At 72.1% G+C, this 18709-nt stretch carries 17 protein-coding genes; 4 read left to right on the forward strand and 13 right to left on the reverse strand.

Translation table 11 applies throughout. The annotated features are described in order from the left end of the window. Positions 1-33: 33 nt before the first annotated feature. Both ABTW64_RS02775 and ABTW64_RS02780 read left to right on the forward strand, forming a co-directional pair. Positions 34-1137, forward strand: coding sequence for an ABC transporter ATP-binding protein (locus ABTW64_RS02775; RefSeq protein ID WP_350618957.1), 1104 nt, complete (start codon positions 34-36; stop codon positions 1135-1137). Positions 1138-1211: 74 nt separating this feature from the next. Then, the gene (locus ABTW64_RS02780) at positions 1212-2489 is read left to right on the forward strand and encodes a DUF4032 domain-containing protein (protein WP_350618959.1); all 1278 of its coding nucleotides are present in this window, start codon (positions 1212-1214) and stop codon (positions 2487-2489) included. 33 nt (positions 2490-2522) lie between these two features. On the opposite strand, the gene ABTW64_RS02785 is transcribed toward ABTW64_RS02780, so the two are convergent. From ABTW64_RS02785 to ABTW64_RS02810, 6 genes are all read right to left on the reverse strand, one after another. After that, positions 2523-3830 (reverse strand): M24 family metallopeptidase, encoded by a 1308-nt coding sequence (locus ABTW64_RS02785; RefSeq protein WP_350618961.1) that lies wholly within the window; start codon positions 3828-3830, stop codon positions 2523-2525. After that, positions 3827-4780: an NAD(P)-dependent oxidoreductase gene (locus ABTW64_RS02790; protein ID WP_350618963.1), complete on the reverse strand. Its 954-nt coding sequence runs from the start codon at positions 4778-4780 to the stop codon at positions 3827-3829. The genes ABTW64_RS02785 and ABTW64_RS02790 overlap by 4 nt, the downstream gene beginning before the upstream one ends. Before the next feature lie 145 nt (positions 4781-4925). Then, positions 4926-5924, reverse strand: a complete 999-nt coding sequence (locus tag ABTW64_RS02795; protein WP_350618965.1) for a LacI family DNA-binding transcriptional regulator — start codon at positions 5922-5924, stop codon at positions 4926-4928. A 52-nt stretch (positions 5925-5976) separates the two neighbouring features. Continuing rightward, a complete protein-coding gene (locus tag ABTW64_RS02800; protein WP_350618967.1) occupies positions 5977-7128 on the reverse strand; it encodes an MFS transporter in 1152 nt (383 codons plus the stop codon). Positions 7129-7224: 96 nt separating this feature from the next. Continuing rightward, the gene (locus ABTW64_RS02805; RefSeq protein WP_350618969.1) at positions 7225-8685 is read right to left on the reverse strand and encodes a pyruvate dehydrogenase complex dihydrolipoamide acetyltransferase; all 1461 of its coding nucleotides are present in this window, start codon (positions 8683-8685) and stop codon (positions 7225-7227) included. After that, positions 8685-10871, reverse strand: coding sequence for an alpha-ketoacid dehydrogenase subunit alpha/beta (locus tag ABTW64_RS02810; RefSeq protein WP_350618971.1), 2187 nt, complete (start codon positions 10869-10871; stop codon positions 8685-8687). Before ABTW64_RS02810 ends, ABTW64_RS02805 begins: the two co-directional genes overlap by 1 nt. A gap of 141 nt (positions 10872-11012) precedes the next feature. On the opposite strand from ABTW64_RS02810, the gene ABTW64_RS02815 reads away from it, so the two are divergent. After that, positions 11013-11534 carry a VOC family protein gene (locus ABTW64_RS02815; RefSeq protein WP_350618973.1) on the forward strand — a complete coding sequence of 174 codons (522 nt, stop codon included), beginning with the start codon at positions 11013-11015 and terminating at the stop codon, positions 11532-11534. 14 nt (positions 11535-11548) lie between these two features. After that, on the forward strand, positions 11549-12256 hold the full coding sequence (locus ABTW64_RS02820; protein ID WP_350618975.1) for a GntR family transcriptional regulator: 708 nt from the start codon (positions 11549-11551) through the stop codon (positions 12254-12256). 55 nt (positions 12257-12311) lie between these two features. Here the strand turns inward: ABTW64_RS02820 and ABTW64_RS02825 are convergent, their stop codons facing one another. The 7 genes from ABTW64_RS02825 to ABTW64_RS02855 form a co-directional block, all read right to left on the reverse strand. Then, entirely contained in the window at positions 12312-12974 is a 663-nt protein-coding gene (locus tag ABTW64_RS02825) for a helix-turn-helix domain-containing protein (RefSeq protein ID WP_350618977.1), read from the reverse strand. Then, positions 12971-13627 (reverse strand): helix-turn-helix domain-containing protein, encoded by a 657-nt coding sequence (locus ABTW64_RS02830; RefSeq protein WP_350618979.1) that lies wholly within the window; start codon positions 13625-13627, stop codon positions 12971-12973. The genes ABTW64_RS02825 and ABTW64_RS02830 overlap by 4 nt, the downstream gene beginning before the upstream one ends. Positions 13628-13723: 96 nt before the next feature. After that, the gene (locus tag ABTW64_RS02835) at positions 13724-14185 is read right to left on the reverse strand and encodes a RidA family protein (RefSeq protein WP_350618981.1); all 462 of its coding nucleotides are present in this window, start codon (positions 14183-14185) and stop codon (positions 13724-13726) included. Positions 14186-14242: 57 nt separating this feature from the next. Then, on the reverse strand, positions 14243-15874 hold the full coding sequence (locus tag ABTW64_RS02840) for an amidohydrolase (RefSeq protein ID WP_350618983.1): 1632 nt from the start codon (positions 15872-15874) through the stop codon (positions 14243-14245). Further along, positions 15874-16587, reverse strand: coding sequence for an ABC transporter ATP-binding protein (locus ABTW64_RS02845; protein WP_350618985.1), 714 nt, complete (start codon positions 16585-16587; stop codon positions 15874-15876). Before ABTW64_RS02845 ends, ABTW64_RS02840 begins: the two co-directional genes overlap by 1 nt. Then, positions 16584-17399 (reverse strand): ABC transporter ATP-binding protein, encoded by an 816-nt coding sequence (locus ABTW64_RS02850; RefSeq protein WP_350618987.1) that lies wholly within the window; start codon positions 17397-17399, stop codon positions 16584-16586. The genes ABTW64_RS02845 and ABTW64_RS02850 overlap by 4 nt, the downstream gene beginning before the upstream one ends. Continuing rightward, positions 17399-18703: an ABC transporter substrate-binding protein gene (locus ABTW64_RS02855; protein ID WP_350618989.1), complete on the reverse strand. Its 1305-nt coding sequence runs from the start codon at positions 18701-18703 to the stop codon at positions 17399-17401. The genes ABTW64_RS02850 and ABTW64_RS02855 overlap by 1 nt, the downstream gene beginning before the upstream one ends. Positions 18704-18709: the final 6 nt, after the last annotated feature.

Genomic DNA, 18709 nt, shown 5'->3' on the forward strand with positions numbered 1-18709 from the left:
GTCCGGCACGTACCTGCCGGTGAAGGAGAAATCATGGCATCGGTCACTTTCGACAGCGCCACCCGCGTCTACCCGGGCGGCACCCGCCCTGCGGTCGACAAGCTCGACCTCGAGATCGGCGATGGCGAGTTCCTCGTGCTGGTCGGCCCCTCGGGCTGCGGCAAGTCCACCTCGCTGCGCATGCTCGCGGGCCTCGAAGAGGTCAACGACGGTCGCATCTTGATCGGCGACCGCGACGTCACCGACGTGCCGCCGAAGGACCGTGACATCGCGATGGTGTTCCAGAACTACGCGCTGTACCCCCACATGACCGTCGCCGAGAACATGGGCTTCGCCCTCAAGATCGCCGGCGTCAGCAAGGACGAGCGCGCCAAGCGCGTGCTCGAGGCCGCCAAGCTGCTCGACCTCGAGCCGTTCCTCGGCCGCAAGCCGAAGGCGCTCTCGGGCGGTCAGCGCCAGCGCGTCGCTATGGGCCGCGCCATCGTGCGCGAGCCGCAGGTGTTCCTCATGGACGAGCCGCTGTCGAACCTCGACGCCAAGCTGCGCGTGCAGACCCGCACGCAGATCGCCTCGCTGCAGCGCCGCCTGGGCGTCACGACCGTCTACGTCACGCACGACCAGACCGAGGCGCTCACCATGGGCGACCGCATCGCCGTGCTGAAGGACGGCATCCTGCAGCAGGTCGGCACCCCGCGCGACCTGTACGAGAAGCCGAACAACGTGTTCGTCGCCGGCTTCATCGGCTCGCCGGCCATGAACCTGTTCCCCGCCGACGTGACGGACGGCGGCATCAAGTTCGGCACGAAGGTCGTTCCCGTCGAGGCCTCGGCCCTCGCCAAGATCTCGGGCCGCCAGGCCACGATCGGCGTGCGCCCCGAGGACATCACCGTCGGCCCCTCCGACGGCGAGGGCCTGACGGTCGTCGTCGACCTGGTCGAGGAGCTGGGCGCCGACGGCTACCTCTACGGCCACTCGGACATCGAGGGCGTGCGCACCGACGTCGTCGCCCGCGTCGACGGCCGCGTGCACCCGAACGCCGGCGAGACCGTCACGCTGGCCGCCGTGCCGCACCACGTGCACGTGTTCGACATCGAGACGGGCGCCCGCGTCACGGAGGCCGTGACGCAGGCGGTCTGACCCCGCTTTCAGACGGCGCGGGCGGATCGCAGGATCTGCCCGCGCCGTCCGCATTCGCCAGATCCTGGAGCGACATGCCTGACTCCCTCCGCATCACCGCGGCCGAGTTCGATCCGCAGCTGCTGACCCTCCCCTGGGCGACGCGGCTCGAGGACTGGCCGGCGCAATGGATCGTCAAGCTGCCGAAGGGCATCTCGCGCCACGTCGTGCGGTTCAGCGAGCTGTCGGGGCAGGTCGTCGCCGTCAAGGAGACGACGGCCGAGATGGCGCAGCGCGAGTACGAGATGCTCGGCGCGCTCGCCAGGCTCGACGTGCCCTGCGTGCGCCGCGTCGCCGTGATCGCGGGGCGTCAGGCCCCGGATGGCGCCCCACTGCCGGCCGCGCTCGTCACCGCCCACCTGAAGTTCTCGCTGCCGTACCGCGCGCTGTTCACGCATGCGCTGCGGCCCGACACCGCCACCCGCCTCGTGGACGCGCTGGCGCTGCTGCTCGTGCGGCTGCACAACGTCGGGTTCTACTGGGGCGACGTGTCGCTCTCGAACACCCTGTTCCGCCGTGACGCCGGCGCGTTCGCGGCGTACCTCGTGGACGCGGAGACGGGCGAGCTGCATGAGAACGGCCTGACAGACGGCCAGCGCGCCCACGACCTCGATCTCGCGCGCACCAACATCGCGGGCGAGATCCTCGATCTCGCCGCGAGCGGCCGGGTGGAGGGCGTGGATCCGGTCGCCGTCGCCGACGGCATCGTGTCGGCGTACCGCGGGCTGTGGCGCGCGCTGCACGAGCAGGAGACCTTCTCGGCCAGCGAGGCGTGGCGCATCACGGAGCGCGTGCGCCACCTCAATGCCCTGGGCTTCGACATCGACGAGATGTCCATCGAGACGGAGGAGTCGGGAACGCGCGTGTCGATCCAGCCCAAGGTCGTCGACGCGGGGCACCACACGCGTCGGCTCATCCGGCTCACGGGGCTCGACGTCGAGGAGAACCAGGCGCGTCGGCTGCTGAACGACCTCGACGAGTTCCGGGTGCGCACGGGACGGCCGGAGGAGGAAGAGGAGCTGGCGGCGCACGAGTGGCTCACGCAGGCCTTCGAGCCCGTCGTGCGTGCGATCCCGTTCGAGCTGCGCACCAAGCTCGAACCGGCCGAGGTGTACCACCAGGTGCTCGAGCACCGGTGGTTCCTGCAGGAGCAGCGCGGGGCATCCGTGCCCGTCGCCGAGGTGCTGACCAGCTACATCCGCGACGTGCTCAGCCACCGCCGCGACGAGGCGACGATCATGGGCCCCCTCACCGAGGCGATCACGGCTCCCAACGCCGTCTCTCCCGAACCCGATTGGCGCGATCTGGTGTGAGAGCCGATGCGCGGCGAGCGCGCGGGGCCGGTGTCAGTACTGCGCCGCGATGGGCAGCTCCTGCGCGGGGAACTTCGTCAGGATCTCGATGCCGTAGTCGGTGACGACGACCTCCTCCTCGATCCGCGCCGCGGAGATGCCGTCGGATGCGGGACAGTAGGTCTCCATGGCGAACACCATGCCGGGCCGGATCTCGACGGGGTCCTTCATGGAGTTGAGGCGCGAGATGATGGGCCGCTCGTGCAGGCCCAGGCCGAGCCCGTGCGCGAACTGCAGGCCGAACGCCGCGAGCTCGCTGTCGAAGCCGAACTCCTGGGCCCTGGGCAGCACGGCGGCGACCTGATCGCTGCCGACACCGGGCCGGATGGCGTCGAGCGCGGCGTCCATCCACTCGCGCGCCTGCTTGTAGGCGTCCTGCTGGCTCTCGGTCGCCCACCCCACGCCGAACGTGCGGTAGTAGCACGTGCGGTAGCCGTTGTAGGAGTGGATGATGTCGAAGAACGCCTGATCGCCGGGACGGATGATGCGATCCGTGAAGTTGTGCGGGTGCGGGTTGCAGCGCTCCCCCGAGATCGCGTTGATGGCCTCCACCTGGTCGGAGCCGTACTCATAGAGCCGCGCGTTCGCGAGCGCCACGATCTCGTTCTCGCGCACCCCGGGCTTCAGCGTCTCGGCGATCGTCTGGTAGACGCCGTCGACCATCGCGGCCGCCTGGTTGAGCAGCATGATCTCGTCGACGTTCTTGATCACGCGCGCGTCGAGCATGCGCTGCTGCGCGTCCACGACCGTGATCCCCTGCCGCTGCAGCTCGAACAGGAATGGCGGCTCGACGATGTCGATCCCGAGCGGGGCGCCGGCCAGACCGTTCTCGGCCAGGATGGAGCGGAGCTCGGACACGGCGTCGCGCATCAGGCCGGCGCCGTCGGGGTCGACGGCCCCCCGGAACCCGAGGAACCCGGGGCGGTGGTTCTCCTCGGGCATCCAGTCGCTGTAGCGCTGGTGGTGGCGCACGGCCGAGCCGAAGTCCCACAGGATCGGTTCGCGCCCGCGCATCAGCAGCGCATACCGGATCATCTTGTCGCCGAGCGCGCCGCCGATCCACGTCTGGGTCACGTACCGGATGTTGTAGAAGTCGAAGAGCAGGAACGCCCCGCACTCGCTGCCCTCGAGCGCGTCCAGCGCGCGGGCGACCCGATAGCGCCGCAGGCGGTCGAAGTCGACCCGGTGCTCGTAGTCGACGCCCATCTGCCCCGGCGCTGCGAGCGGCGGCACGCCGGGAGGGCGCTGCGACGGGCGCTCGAAGCGCCGCGACGAGGGACGGTCATGTGCGTGGCCGGTCACGCCGACTCCGGCTCGAGGCCGTCGCCGACCTCGGCGTTCTCGCTGCGGATGTCCAGGCCCGCGCCGCGCGCAACCGTGAGCAGCAGCGACGCGAAGTCCAGCTCGACGTTGCCGCTGCCGACCTCCTGCGCCACGATGTTGCGCGTCACAGACGTGACCGGCAGAGGAACGCCCAGCCGCTTGCCCTCGGTCAGCCCCAGGTCGAAGTCCTTCTGCAGCAGCACGTTCGTGAACGTGGGCGTGAAGTCGAGGTTCACGAACGCGGGGGTCTTGTAGCGCGTGAACACCGATCCCATGACCGAGTCGTTGAGGAAGGCGAGGAAGTCGGCGCGGCGCACGCCGCCCTTCTCGACGAGCACGGTGACCTCGGCGAGGGTCTGCGTCACGACGCCCAGCATCACGTTGTGAGCGATCTTCACCAGCCGCGCGACCTCGCCCTCGCCGACATAGGTGACACCACGTCCATAGGTCGCGAGCACGGGCTCCACGCGATCGAACGCCTCGCGCGGCCCCGACGCCGCCACCGTGAGCTTGCCCGCCGCGATGACCGACGGGTTGCCGCTCACCGGGGTCGCGAGGAAGGCGGCACCCTTCTCCTCGGCCGCCGCCCGCATCCGCTCGCTGACGCCGGTCGAGACGGTGGAGGAGTCGGCGATGCACCGCGGCGCGGACGTGCCCGTGAGCAGACCGCCCTCCCCCGTGAGCACCTGCTCGAGATCCGCGTCGGCCGACACCATGACGCACACGACGTCGCGGTCGGCGAGCTCCACGGGGGTCGACACGAGCGTCGCCCCCTGCTCGACCAGCGGCTGCGCCTTCGCGGCGGTGCGGTTGTACACGGCGACGTCGTATCCCGCTTTCAGCAGACGGGTCACCAGCTGGGCGCCCATCCGTCCGGCGCCGATCCATCCGATCCGCAAACCCTGCTCTGCCGTGGTCTGCTCCGCCATCATGGCTCCTCTCCGCCGCAGCCCGTGGCAGCCGCCTGCTCGGCGACCGTGTGGGGTCTGCGGTGCGACGACGATGTCGCTGTGCAATCGGTTGCACCACACGGTAGCGAGGGCCCCCGAGGGTGTCAACGGTGGCGGCGATGGGTCAGCGCACGGGGCCGGACGACTCGCGCACGACGAGGCGCACCGGCAGCGTGACCGAGGCCGCGACCGGCACGCCGCCCTCGATCGCGTCGAGCAGCAGGCGCGCGGCGTGCACGCCGATGTCGTGCAGTGGAACGTGCACCGTGGTCAGCGCCGGATGGACATCGGCCGCGAACGGCATGTCGTTGAAGCCCACGACCGACACGTCGCCGGGCACCGACAGACCGTGCTTGCGGAGGGCGTGGATCGCACCCAGGGCGACTAGGTCGTTGCCCGTCACCACGGCCGTCGGAGCGGGGCCCGCCGCGAGCACGCGTGCCATGGCCTCCTCGCCGTCGACGACCGCCAGGCCGCCCGCCGCCACGACGCGCGGCACGACGCCGGACTCGACGGCTGCGCTCACGAAGGCGTCGGCACGCTCCCGCGTGGTCGAGAAGGTCGCCGGGCCGGCCAGATGCAGGATGTCGCGGTGCCCGAGCCCGACCAGGTGCGCCACGGCCGCGACGATGCCGGCCGCGCTGTCGCTCGTGACGGACGGACGCCCGTCGGCCGCCGCGCGGTTGGCCATCACGACGGGCAGGCCCGCGGCGTCTGCGCGGCGCAGCGCGGCCTGGTCCTCCAGCCGCCCCGACGCGACGACGACCCCGTCGACGTGCCGCTGCAGCAGCGACTCGAGCACGCGGTCCTCGATCGCGTCCTGATCGTCGGTGTTGGCGACGAGCGAGGTGTATCCGCGCGGCTGCAGCCAGCTCTCGACGCCCCGTACGAGCGGCGGGAAGATCGGGTTCATCAGATCAGGCACGACGACGCCGATCGTGCTCGACTGGCGGGTGCGCAGGCTGCGCGCCACGGCGTTCGGCACGTATCCGAGCCGCTCGGCGACGCGCTTGACCCGGCGCACCGTATCGCCCGAGACGAGGTCCTGCGTCGCCGGATTGAGGGCCCGCGACACGGTGGCCTTGTGCACGCCGGCGGCACGGGCGACGTCGTCGATCGTCACCCGGACCGGCCTCCGCTCTGCGGCCACCTGAACCTCCCTCGCGGACCGGGGCCTAGCGATCCCGCAGCGTGTAACGGGCCCGCCCTGCCACGGCCCCGGCGACCAGCACGCCGCTGGCGACGGCCGACCCGAGGAAGAGCGCGCCGTACGCGGCGCCGTCGGCCGCGACCGAGCCGAACCACGCACCCAGTGCGCCGCCTCCGAACAGCGCGACCGCGAACGTCGACATGCCCACAGCCCGCGCATCCCACGTGGCGTCGGTCATCCAGGTCTGGATCTGGGTGTGCATGACCGCCCAGCTGAAGCCCATCAGCACGGCGGCGACCCCGACGGTCGCCGCGTCGACGCGCCACGTCAGCAGCGCATAGGCGATCGGGGTGGGGGCGCCGCCGAGCAGCACGATCACCCAGGGCCGCCAGCGGCCGTAGGCGAGCTTCATGACCTGGCTCGACACGATCACGGTGATGCCGAACAGCGCGGTCAGAAGGCCCGACAGCGCGATGGACGCCCCCGTGCTCTGCAGGGCGACCGGGAGGTAGCTGAAGATGCCGATCAGCAGCGCGCCCTCGAGGCCGCCGAGCAGCAGGATGCCCAGCGCCCAGGGGTTGCGCGCGATGCGCGCCAGCCCCTCGAGCATGCCGCCGGAGGCGGAGCCCTCCGCCTCCGGCAGGCGCACGAGCAGCACCGTCACGACCACGGCGATGGCACCGGCGGCCGCGAACGCCAGGCGCCACGAGAGCCACTCGCCCGCCCAGGAGGCGGCGAGCGTGCCCACGGTCATCCCGAGGGACAGGGCGGCGGCGAGATTCGCCGCCGCGGTCAGCCGCTCGCGCATCGGCAGCGCGTCGCCGAGATAGGTGAGCACGGCGGGCACCGTCGCGGCGAATCCCGCACCCGCGATGAGGCGCCCGATCAGCAGCACGGTCGGATCGAGCGCGCAGGCGGCGACGATCGCGCCGACGGCGCCGATCGGCGTGGAGAGGATGAGCGTGCGGCGCCGTCCGATGCGCACTCCGACGACGGCCCAGCCGAGCTGCATCACGGCGTAGGCCAGCACGTACGCGGTCATGGCGTGGCCCACGTCGCCCACGTCGGCGCCCAGGTCACGCGCGATGACCGGGATGAGCGGCGGCAGCAGCGCCCGGTCGAAGAACGTCAGGAACGCCGCCGTCAGCAGCACGAACATCCCCGGAAGCGCGCCCATGCCATCTCCGTTCCCGGCCGGCCGGCCGCAATCGGTTGCAACCCTAGCGCAGGCTGAGCGCTCCTCTCGTCGCTCGCGATCCCGGCGCCAGCGCGGTCACAGGAGCAGTGAGAGCGGGATCTCGACCAGCCGACGGAAGGCCGCCAGCCACTGCGCGCCGACCGCTCCGTCGACCACCCGATGATCGGCCGACAGCGTGACCGTCATCACCTGCGCGGCCACGAGCCGCCCGTCGTCGTCCACCACGGCGCGAGGCTCGGCCGCGCCGACCGCGAGGATTCCCGCGTGCGGCGGGTTGATGATGGCCGCGAAATCGCGAACGCCGTACATCCCCAGGTTCGACACCGAGAACGACCCGCCCTCCAGCTCGCGCTGCTTGAGCCGGCCGTCGCGGGCCCGTGCCGCCAGGTCGCTGATCGACGCCGACAGCTCGGGCAGCGGTATCCGATCGGCATCGCGCACCACCGGCGTCAGCAGGCCTCCCGGCACCGCGACGGCGACGGCCACGTCGACGCGGCGGAAGCGCCGCACCGCGTCGTCGGTCCAGATCGCATTGGCCTCGGGCACCTCGCGCAGGGCGAGGGCGACGGCCCGCACGACCAGGTCGTTGACCGACACGGCGACACCGGCCTCCTTCAGCTCGGCCCGCAGCGCGAGCAGCCGGTCGACGCGGCAGTCGGCTGTGACGTAGAAGTGCGGCACCGTGGCCTTGCTCTCGGCCAGCCGCCTGGCGATCGCGCGGCGCATGCCGGTGTGCGGCACATCGTCGTACTCGGCATCCGGCGCCGGGGTTGGTGCGGCCCCGGACACGTGCGGCCCCGCGGCCGCTGCGCGGGCGGCCGATGCCTCGGCGAGCGGGCCGCGGGCGACCAGGGCGTCGATGTCACGACGCACGATGCGGCCCCGTGGGCCGGTGCCGTGCACGGCACGGAGGTCGATGTCGTGCTCCGCGGCCAGGCGACGCACGAGCGGGCTGGCGAAGATGCGACCACCGGCCGGCGCGGCCACCTCCGCCGCCCCGCGCTCCGCGGGCGCGTCCGGCTCGCGGGCGTCCGCCCCGGCCGCATCCGCCGCCTGGTCCGCTGCCACGTGGGGCGCGTCATCCCGCGGCGGAGCCTCGAGAACGGGCGCACCGCTCTCGGGGTCGGCATCCTCGGCCGGAGCCGTGTCGCGTGCGGCCCGAAGGGCGGCGTGCCCGTTCGCGGCGGCCGAGGGCGAGGCATCCGGGGGCGGGACGTCCGCGGGCGCGCTGCCCGCCGACGACGCCCCCTCCGCCGCCGGCACGCCCGCCTCGGCGAGCGCGGCGGCCGCGTCCTGCCCCTCTGCCGCGAGAACCGCGATGGGACGCCCGACTTCGGCCGACTCCCCGTCGCCGACCAGGATGCCCGCGACGATTCCCCCGGCCTCGGCCTCGAGCTCGACCGAGGCCTTGTCGGTCTCGATCTCGGCGATCACCTGGCCTGCCGACACCGCATCGCCGACCCCCACGAGCCACGACTGGATCGCCGCCTCCGTGCCACCCGCGGCCACCGCCGGCATCCGCACCACGAAGCCCATCAGCGTCCTCCCGCGTTCTCGCGCACCCGCTCGAGCGCGGCGACGACCTCCTCGGTGCGGGCGATGGCCGCGCGCTCGAGCACCTTCGAGATGCTCGGGCTGGCCTCGCCGCCCGTGACGCGCTCGATCGGCTGGTCGAGCCAGTCGAAGAACCTGCGCTGCAGCTCGTCGGCGAGCCAGGCCCCGTAGCCCGTGCCGCGTGTGCCCTGCTCGACGATGAGCACGGCGTTGGTCTTGCGGATGCTCTCGCCTACCGTGTCCCAGTCGAGCGAGGCCCGGTCGAGCCAGCGCAGGTCGATCACCTCGGCGTCGACTCCCGTCCGCTCGACCGCCTCGAGCGCGTGGTCCACCATCGACAGGTAGGTCAGCACCGTGACGTCGGCCCCCTCGCGGCGCACGGCTGCCGTTCCGGGCGGGATCACATAGTCGAGGTCGCCATCCGGCACGCGGTCGGCCTTTCCGTACAGGTCGACGTGCTCGATCACCAGCACGGGGTCCTCCAGAGCGAGCGCGGCGTTCATGAGCCCCACGTAGTCGGCGGCCGTGGACGCGGCGACGATGCGCCACCCCGCGCTCGTGGCGAAGATGCCGGCGGGATCCATCAGGTGCTGCGATCCGTAGCCCGATCCCATCGCCACCTTCGTGCGCAGCACCAGGGGCATCGTGTTGTGGTCGCCGAACATGTGACGCGCCTTTGCCACCTGGTTGAAGACCTGGTCGGCGGCGACCCACATGAAGTCGGGGTACATGAACTCGACGACGGGCCGGAACCGTCCGTCCATCGCCATGCCCCCCGCGAGCCCGAAGAACGCGTTCTCGCTGATGGGCGTGCCGATCACGCGGTCGGGGCCGTGCTTCTTCGCCAGGCCCTTGGTCGCGCCGTTGGTGCCGCCGTTGAGCCGGTGCACGTCCTCGCCGAGCACGACGATGCGCGGGTCGGCGGTCATCCGACGGTCCATGACCTCGGCGACCGCGTCGACGAACTTGACGTCCCGCCACTGCCCGTCGCGGGCGAGCGGCTCGTCGGCCACGAGCGACGCGAGCTCGGATGCGTCGCCGCGCACGCCATGGTCCACGGTCGCAGGGTCGGGCCACAGGTCGGGCCGGATGCGGCGCTTGCCCGTGTCGGGGTCGGTGTCGGTCAGCTCCGCGGTGGCCGCTGCCATGGCGGCCTTCGCCTGCTCGCGCACGGCGGCGATGCCGGCGTCGTCGATCTGGCCGAGCGCTCGCATCTCGGCGGCGACGCGCTCAAGAGGGTCGCGTTCGCGCCACTCGCGCTCCTCGTCCTTGGTGCGGTATCCGAAGGCCGAGCCCGCGAACGGGCCGTTCTGATGGAAGAAGCGGTACACCTCGGCCTCGACGATCGCCGGCCCCTCGCCCGCGCGCATGCGCTCGAGCGCCGCCCGGGTCGCGAGGTTCACGGCCAGCGGGTCCATGCCGTCGACGCGCCACGACGGGATCCCGAAGCCCTGCCCGCGCACCGAGAACCGCGGGTCGGCCGTGACCTCGTCGGCGCGGGTCGAGACGGCGTAGAGGTTGTTCTCGATGAAGAACAGCAGCGGCAGGCGCCACGCCGCCGCGAGGTTCATGGTCTCGAGGACGCTGCCGATCTGACTGGCGCCGTCGCCGAAGCAGTTGATCGACACGTCGGTCGTGCCCCCGTGCTTCTGGGCCCACGCATGCCCCGCCGCGGCGGGCGCGCCGCCGCCCACGATCGCGTTGGTGCCGAGCGCACCGGCTTCGAGCCACTGCAGGTGCATGGATCCGCCGCGTCCACCCGAGAACCCGGGCGCGAGCCCCAGGATCTCCGAGAGCGTGCGCTGCAGCAGGGCCTGGATGTCGGGCGTGACGAGGGCGGCGGGATCGAGCGTGCCGCCCGAGACGTGCTCGATCGCCTTCGCCAGGAACTGGTGGTGCCCGCGGTGCGAGCCGTTGATCGCGTCGGTGGAGCGCAGCCCGACGATCGACCCCACCGCTCCGCCCTCCTGCCCGATGCTCGAGTGCGCCGGTCCGTGCACGAGCCCCTCGCCGGCCAGCTCGAGCACCTGCTCCTCGAACGCCCGGATCAGGTGCAGCTGGCCGAGCATCGTGCCGAGCAGGGGCGCGCCGGCGGCCTCCCAGTCGCCGGGCGTGGTCGTGAGGGCGATCCAGGGGACCCCGGTGTCGAGGCGTCGCTCGTGCGGCATGGTCGATCTCCATCGATCGGGCGAATGTCGTCGCGGTCAGGGTACGAGCGATTGCATCCAATCACAAGGAGCTGCTCGGGTTTTCTTGGTATCGACGGCCAACGTGGATACAATCAACGCATCTGACGCGAGGAGGCGCACGTGATCCCCGGCTTGCGAGGTTCCGATCACTTCGGGTTCACGGTGCCCGATCTCGACGACGCCGAGCGCTTCCTCGTCGACATCCTCGGCGCGGTGCGGGTGTACACGCTCGACGGCAAGCGCGCCGACGACGACTGGATGTCGGTGCAGCTGGGCGTGCATCCGCGCACCGAGATCACCGAGATCCGGTTCTACCGCCTTCACACCGGCGTGAACCTCGAGGTGTTCCAGTACGCCAGCGCCGACGGGCAGGCCCCGCAGCCGCGCAACAGCGACATCGGCGGGCACCACCTCGCGCTCTACGTCGACGACATGGATGCGGCGGCCGCCTACCTGCGGGCCCGCGGCGTGGAGGTGATGGGGGAACCCGTCGCCAGCGCCGGCGCGGCCGCCGGCCAGCGCTGGCTCTACTTCCGCGCGCCATGGGGCATGCAGTTCGAGCTCGTCAGCTTCCCCGAGGGAAAGGCGTACGAACGGGACGCCGAGACGCTGCTGTGGCACCCGGCCCGGCCGGCTCAGTGAGCGAACATGGGCTCATGCCCCGAACCGACACCGCCTCGACCGAGCTGAGCGCCGACGTCGCACGCACCCGCGACGGCGACGCCGGCGCGCGCATCGCGGACAGCGTGAGATCGGCGATCCTGTCGGGCGAGCAGCCGCCCGGCACACGCATCCGGCAGGAGGACCTCGCGGCGCGGTTCGGTGCCAGCCGCGTGCCGGTGCGCGAGGCGCTGCGGCAGCTCGAGTTCGAAGGGCTCGTCACGGTGCGTGCCAACTCGGGCGCCTGGGTCGCACAGCTGACGCTGTCGGAGTGCGAAGAGGTGTATCGCATCCGGGAGCGGATCGAGCCGCTGCTGCTCGCCTCGAGCGCTCCGCACCTCACGGATGACGACATCGATCGCCTCGCCGACCTTGCGGCACGGATCTCGGACTCCGGCGACGACACCGAGGCGTTCCTCCGGCTCGACCGGGAGTTCCATCTCGCCTCATACGCCGCCGCCCGCACCCGGCAGCTGGGCCCGTTGATCCACAAGCTCTGGAACACCACGGCGCCGTACCGCCGCGCCTACGTGGCGTCGTGGACACCGGAGGCGCGCCGCATCGCGAACGAGGAGCACCACCTGATCGTGGCCGCCGTGCGCGACGGGGACCTCGAGCACGCCGAGCGCATCCTGGAGGGGCACATCCGGCGCACGCGGCGTCAGCTCGCCCGCACGCCCGACATCTTCGCCCCGGAGCGCTGAGGCGCTACCGGGATCTTGAGGTCCGACCGGATCGAGGATCGCCGGACGGACGCGGTCACAGGTGCGGCGGCGTGGCCCCCGGCTCGCGATCCCGCACGAACCACACCGCGCGGGTCTCGCCGTCGGAGTCGTTCCAGAACCGATGCGGCAGCCCGCTGTCGAAGGCGATGGAATCGCCCGACCCCAAGACGGCGGCGCGGCCGTTCACCTCGACATTGAGACGGCCCGAGATCACGTACCCGTATTCGCGCCCCTCGTGCCGCGTGAGCTCGGCGTGGGGCTGGATGCCCGGAGCGTAGACGACCTCGAGGAACTCGGCCTCGGGCTCTCCCGCCGCAGTGAGGCGGCTCCAGCGGGGGCCGCCCGCCAGTTGGATCGACGGGTGATCGGGAGCGCGCTGCACGATGCCTGCCAGTTCCTCGCCGGGTGGCGGCGGCGCCGTCTCCGATGCGAACCGCCCCGGCACCGAGCCGTCCTCGGGCGACGCGGGACGCCGCGCGGCCTCCCGCTCGCCTTCGAGCAGCGAATGCACCGGCACGGCCAGCTCGCTCGCCACCGCGTACAGCGCCGGCACGCTGAACGCCCCCATGCCCCGCTCGACCTGCGAGACGTGGCTGGCCGACACCCCCACGCGCCGCGCGAGCTCGCGCACGCTCAGGCCAGCGGCCACGCGCGCCGTGCGCACGCGGCCTCCCATGCCCTCACGCAGGTCGGTCACGGCGCGGCCTCGTGGGGCAGCCGGCTCAGCGCCGCCATAGCCTCGACGGCCGATCGCAGCGGTTCGTCGGAGCCGGCCATGTCGCCGTCGCCGCGGCCCACGACGAACCAGATGCCCTCCGCCGCGACCGCGCCCTCGTTCACATAGAAGTGGGGCCGCATCGAGTCGAAGCAGAACGAGTCGCCGGCCCGCAGACGATAGGTCTCGAAATCCACCTTGAGCGTCAGCTCGCCCGCCGTGATCGTGCCGTACTCCACGCCGGCGTGGCGCATGTGCGTACCGTCCAGCGAGCTCGCGGCACGCGGCTCATACGTCACGCGCACCGCGTCGACGGCCGATCCCGGGCCGCGACCGGCCAGGCGGCGCCAGGTGACACCGTTCTGCATGACGAGCGCGGGCTCATCCTCGTGCCGCTGCACCAGCGTGGCTGCCGCCGACGGAACGCGCGCCGCGGACGGGGCGCCCAGCACATCGTCGACGGAGAGGCCGAGGCACGTCGTGATCGCGTAGAGCGTCGACACCGACGGACGCACCTTGCCCGTCTCGACCTGTGACAGCAGGCTCGGCGAGATGCCCGCGTCCGCCGCGATCGCGCGCAGGCTCGCGCCGCGCGCCTCCCTGGCGCGGCGGATGCGCTCGCCGAGTTCGTTCATGCGCCTTCCCCCACCAGGTGCTCCCCCACTGCTCGAGACTAGCGCCCCGTGTACCGTGCCGATGAACAGCGCTGCTGAACAGCCGGACCGCGACGATCAGCCCGCTGCGGCCGCGACGACGTGGAACTCGAAGCGCAGGCGCGGATCGGTCGCGAGCCGCGAGATCTCGAGCGTGGTCGAGGTGGGAATGTGCCCGCCGAACCACTCGCCCTGCATCGCGTTGACGACATCCTGATCGGCGGCGATATCGGTGAAGAACCGGATCATGTTGACCACGTCGTGGCGCTCGCATCCGGCGGCGCGCAATGCCAGGTCGAGATGCGCGAACGCATTGCGCGCCTGTCCGGCGGCATCCATCGGCATCGCGTCGAACACCTCCGGGCGATGCGGATGGTCGTGGTACACCGGCGCGCCGGTCACGCCGCTCACGAACACCAGCCGCGCATTCGACACCACGCGGATGGCGGGCACGAACGGGCTGACGATGCTCTCGTCGTAGCCCTCGTGGTGGATGATCTCGGCATTGCCCACGCGCCGCGGGGCGGGGATGTCGCTCATCGTGCTCCTTTCCTGGCGGTCCACTCGGTGAGCGAACCGATGTCGTGCGGCACCGCCTCAGCCGAGCGCGCCGCTGTCGTGGGAGATCCGGCCGCCGACGACCGTCAGCTCGCTGCGGACGTCGGCCAGCTCGTCGTCCGCGCACGCGAACGGGTCGCGATCGGGCACGTGCAGGTCGGCGTCGTAGCCGCACGCAAGACGGCCGCGTGTGGCGCCCTCGCCCGTGAACCACGCGGCGTCGCGCGTGTACGCGGCGATCGCGGCGCGGCGATCCATCAGGTGCTCGGCGCCGCGCGCGCCGCGACCGTCGAGCGTGCGCCCGGTCACGAGCCACGCGATCGACGCCCACGGCGAGAACCAGTTGGCGCGCGTCGCGTCGGTCCCGCCGCCGATCACGATGCCGCGACGTCGCATGCCGGCGATGGGCGGCGCAGCCGCCGTGGCCGCCTCGCCCCACACGTCGACGTAGTCGCCGCCCTTCAGCAGCAGCCGGTTCTGCACCATCACGCCGGCGCCGAGACGGGCGATCCGGTCGAGGCTGCGCTCCGACGCCTCGTCGGCGTGCACGATGGACCACCCGCGTCCGGCGACCAGCCCCGTCTCCCCCTCCACGCGCTCCCAGGCGTCGAGCACACGCGCGAGCGTGCGGTCGAGCACCGCGTGCACGCTCATGCGCCAGCCGCGCTGGGCGCACATCCGCACGATCTCGACGAGCTCGTCGTGCGCGGGGCCCGTCAGCTCGAACGGGTCGAGCCCCTCCATGTCGTGACAGCCCAGGTGCGGGATCTCCCCCACGCCCGCCACCCGCAGCAGACCGTCGCCGCTGCCGGGCTGCACCAGCTCGGTGAGCGAGCGGATGTCGCCGACCTCGCCGCCGCGGGTCCACGCCGACACGAAGGTGCGCACCCGCAGCGTCAGGTCGCCCGCGCGCCACGCGGCGTAGAGCGGGTCGTAGTCGCGCGGCGTCATGAGCAGCCCGCCCCCGTCGACCACCCCCGTGAGCCCGTGCCGCGCGAACTCGGATGCCATGTCGCGCACCCCCTGCCGGGCCTCGTCGGCGCCGACGGCCAGGGCCGCGCCGAGCGGCACGGCGAACGCGCCCACGCCGCGGATCTCGCCCGTCAACCGCCCCGCGCCGTCGCGCAGCAGCGCGCCGCGCGGCGGATCGGGCGACGCGTCGTGCCACCCGCACGCCGCGAGCGCGGCCGAGTTGAGCACCGCCCGGTCGTAGAGCTCCTGCACGTAGACGGGATGGTCGGGCGCGGTGGCATCGAGCTCTTCGCGCGTGGGGCCGCGGCGCTCCGCGAGCTGCGTCGCGTGCCACCCGCCCGTGACCGGGATCCAGGATCCGGCCGGCCGGGTCTCGGCGGCGGCCCGCACGGTCGCGAGCGCGCCCTGCAGATCGCGTACGTCGTCCCAGTGCAGCGAGCGCCCCCAGGCAGGGGCTGCCCGCACGGCGTGGATGTGCGAGTCGTTGAGCCCGGGCAGCACGCGGCGCCCCTCGAGGTCGATCACGCGCGCGGCGAGCGCGGCGTACGGCGCGACGTCCGCGTCGGTGCCGACCGCCACGATCCGCCCGCCCGCCAGCGCGATCGCCTGCGCCTCGGCCGGCCCCTGCGCCGCGTCGGCGAAGGTCGTGATCCGGCCCCCGCGCAGCACGAGGTCGACCGCGGGCAGCGAGGCGCGCATCAGATGCTCAGGTGCTTCTCGAGCAGACCGGAATCGGCCGCGAGCGCCGTCGCCTCGCCCTGCCAGGCCACCGTGCCGGAGTCGTCGATCACGATCACGTGCTCGGCGATGTCGAGAGCGAGATCCACGTTCTGCTCGGCGATCAGCACCGACAGCCCTGATGCCGACAGCTCAGCGAGACGATCCTGGATCACATCGAGCACGGCCGGGGCGAGCCCCTCGCTCGGCTCGTCCATGATCAGCAGCCGCGGGTCGGTCATCAGGGCGCGGCCGATCGCGAGCATCTGCTGCTCGCCGCCCGACAGCGAGCGTGCCATCGACCGCTGCCGTTCGGCGAGGCGTGGAAAGAAGTCGAAGACGCGCTCCACGGTCCACGGCTCGCCGCCGACGACCTTGCGTCGCGGCACGACTGTGAGGTTCTCGAGCGTTGTGAGCGATCCGAACACACGGCGCCCCTGGGGCACGAGAGCGATGCCGGCACGCGAGACCACGTGGCTGGCCTTGCGGGTCAGGTCGGCGCCCTCGAACGTCACCGTGCCGGCCGAGACGGTCGGCGGGCGCAGCCCGCAGATCGCCCGCACGAGCGTGGTCTTGCCCATGCCGTTTCGGCCGAGCACCGCGACGCTGCGGGCGTCGGGCACCTCGAACGTCACGCCGTGCAGCACACGCGCGGTCTGGTAGCCGACGTGCAGGTCGGTCACTGCGAGAGTCACATCCGGTCCTTCCGGTCTCGGCGCCCCAGGTAGATCTCACGCACGGTCTCGTGCGCGCGCACCTCGGCCGGAGTGCCGGTCACCACGTGACGACCGTTCTCCATGCACATCACGCGGTCGGTCAGGCCCAGCGCGAGCGACATGTCGTGCTCGATGAGCAGGATGGGGATCGTGCGCGGCAGCTGCTCGATGCGCTGACGCAGGGTCGCTCGCTCGGCCGACGAGAGGCCCGCCGCCGGCTCGTCGAGCAGCAGGATGCGCGGACGCCCGACGAGCGCCATGGCGATCTCGAGCTGACGCTGCTCGCCATGCGACAGCGCGGCCACCGTGTCGTCGCGCCGGTCGGCGAGTCCCACCGATTCGAGCGTCTCCAGGGAGCGCATCGTGACGTCGTCGCGCCGCCCCTGCGGGCGCCAGAAGACGCGCGCCCCGCTCGTGCCGCCGCGTGCCGCGACGCGCACGTTGTCGAGCAGCGTCATCTCGCGGAACAGGTTGGACACCTGGAACGTCCGGCCGACGCCCATCCGGGCACGCCGGGCGGTGGGCACGGCGGTCACGTCCCGACCGAACAGCTCGACCCGCCCGTCGGTGGGACTGACATCGCCCGCGATCATCTTGAACAGCGTGGTCTTGCCCGCGCCGTTCGGCCCGATCACGCCCATCCGCTCGCCCGCGCCGAGCGTGAGCGAGATGTCGTCGACAGCGCGCACGCCGCCGTAGCTCTTGCCGAGCCCGCTGACGACGAGCGCGGGGGCCACGGGCCCCGACCCCTGCGGGTCGGGAGCCGTGGCCTCGCGGACAGCGGCGTTCATCAGCCCTGGAAGTCCTGGCTGTAGGTGGGCTGCTCGAGGATCTCCTCGGGCGACTTGCCGAGCCACTGGTCGACGTCCTCGAAGGTCGCGATCGGCACGTTCTTGTACACGCCGTCGACCTCCTGCACCTCGCGCACGTAGACCGGGCTCGTCATGTTGTTGTAGTCGTCGAACGAGACCTTGCCGAAGATCGAGTCGTCGAACTCGTACTCGGTGATCGCCGAGACGAGATCCTCGCCCGTGACCAGCCCGTTCTCCTCGAGCACGGCGGCGACCAGGCTGGCGGTCATGTAGCCGCCCGCCACGTTCGCCGACGGCACGCGCCCCTCATAGCGCTCCGCGTACGCGGCCGAGAACTCCTCGACCGCGGGCGACTCGCGCCCCTCGGCCCAGTACGAGATCGAGCGGAAGCCCTCGATGTCGGCGCCGAGGGCGCGCAGGGTGGCCTGGTCCATGCCGCAGCAGTTCATGATGAGCGGCTGCGACTCGCCGAGCCCGAGGCCGAGGAAGCTGCGCAGGAAGTCGGGCCCCGGCGCGCCGCCGGCCGTCGCGACGAACGCCACGTCGGCGCCCGCCGCCTGGATCTGCGACACGTATGTCGAGAAGTCGCTCGTGCCGTTCGGGAACCACAGCTGCTCGATCACCTCGCCGCCGCCGGCTTCGAAGCCCTGCGAGAAGCCCGCACACGACTCCCATCCGAACGCGTAGTCGGGGCACAGCGTGACCGCGGTCTGGTATCCCTCCTCCTCGGCGGCCCAGCGGCCTCCGGGGAAGTTGGTCTGGGAGCCCGACTGCGATCCCGTGCGCACCGTGAGATCGTTGGCCTGCTTCTGCGTCAGGTCGTCGGCCGCCGCCACGGGGTGCAGATTGGGCACGCCCTGCTGCGACGTGTACGCCGCGACGGCGAGCGCGGTGTTGGCGAGCAGCGGGCCGACCACCACGTCGACGTCGTCGGATGTGACGAGCTTCTGCGCCTTGGTGAGCGAGGTCTCGGGGTTGCCCGCGTCGTCCTCGACGATGGTCTCGACCGTCACGTCCCCGGCGGTCTCGCCGTTGAGCTCCCAGTACAGGTTCCAGCCGTCCACCATCTCCTGGCCGGCGATGGCGAAGTTGCCGGTGATCGGCGAGATGTAGCCGACCTTCAGCACCTGCTCTCCGCCTCCTCCTCCCCCGCCGGCCGACGGGCCCTCCTGAGCGGGCTCGGCTCCCGGAGGAGCGCACGCGGCGAGCGCGAGCGCGGCCGCCGCTGCGAGCGCCGCGACGGCGGACCGCCGGGCGCGTCCTGACATCCTCATCGACGTCATTGCTGT

The organism is Microbacterium sp. NPDC096154, assembly GCF_040302945.1.
In the GTDB taxonomy this organism is placed as follows: Bacteria; Actinomycetota; Actinomycetes; order Actinomycetales; family Microbacteriaceae; genus Microbacterium.

Coding starts and splice junctions, on each gene's coding strand:
- ABTW64_RS02780 (WP_350618959.1), top strand. CDS start 1,212: ATGCCTGACTCCCTCCGCATCACCGCGGCCGAGTTCGATCCGCAGCTG.
- ABTW64_RS02830 (WP_350618979.1), bottom strand. CDS start 13,627: ATGAACGAACTCGGCGAGCGCATCCGCCGCGCCAGGGAGGCGCGCGGC.
- ABTW64_RS02840 (WP_350618983.1), bottom strand. CDS start 15,874: ATGCGCGCCTCGCTGCCCGCGGTCGACCTCGTGCTGCGCGGGGGCCGG.
- ABTW64_RS02805 (WP_350618969.1), bottom strand. CDS start 8,685: ATGGGCTTCGTGGTGCGGATGCCGGCGGTGGCCGCGGGTGGCACGGAG.
- ABTW64_RS02800 (WP_350618967.1), bottom strand. CDS start 7,128: ATGGGCGCGCTTCCGGGGATGTTCGTGCTGCTGACGGCGGCGTTCCTG.
- ABTW64_RS02850 (WP_350618987.1), bottom strand. CDS start 17,399: ATGAACGCCGCTGTCCGCGAGGCCACGGCTCCCGACCCGCAGGGGTCG.
- ABTW64_RS02810 (WP_350618971.1), bottom strand. CDS start 10,871: ATGCCGCACGAGCGACGCCTCGACACCGGGGTCCCCTGGATCGCCCTC.
- ABTW64_RS02775 (WP_350618957.1), top strand. CDS start 34: ATGGCATCGGTCACTTTCGACAGCGCCACCCGCGTCTACCCGGGCGGC.
- ABTW64_RS02855 (WP_350618989.1), bottom strand. CDS start 18,703: ATGACGTCGATGAGGATGTCAGGACGCGCCCGGCGGTCCGCCGTCGCG.
- ABTW64_RS02835 (WP_350618981.1), bottom strand. CDS start 14,185: ATGAGCGACATCCCCGCCCCGCGGCGCGTGGGCAATGCCGAGATCATC.
- ABTW64_RS02790 (WP_350618963.1), bottom strand. CDS start 4,780: ATGGCGGAGCAGACCACGGCAGAGCAGGGTTTGCGGATCGGATGGATC.
- ABTW64_RS02820 (WP_350618975.1), top strand. CDS start 11,549: ATGCCCCGAACCGACACCGCCTCGACCGAGCTGAGCGCCGACGTCGCA.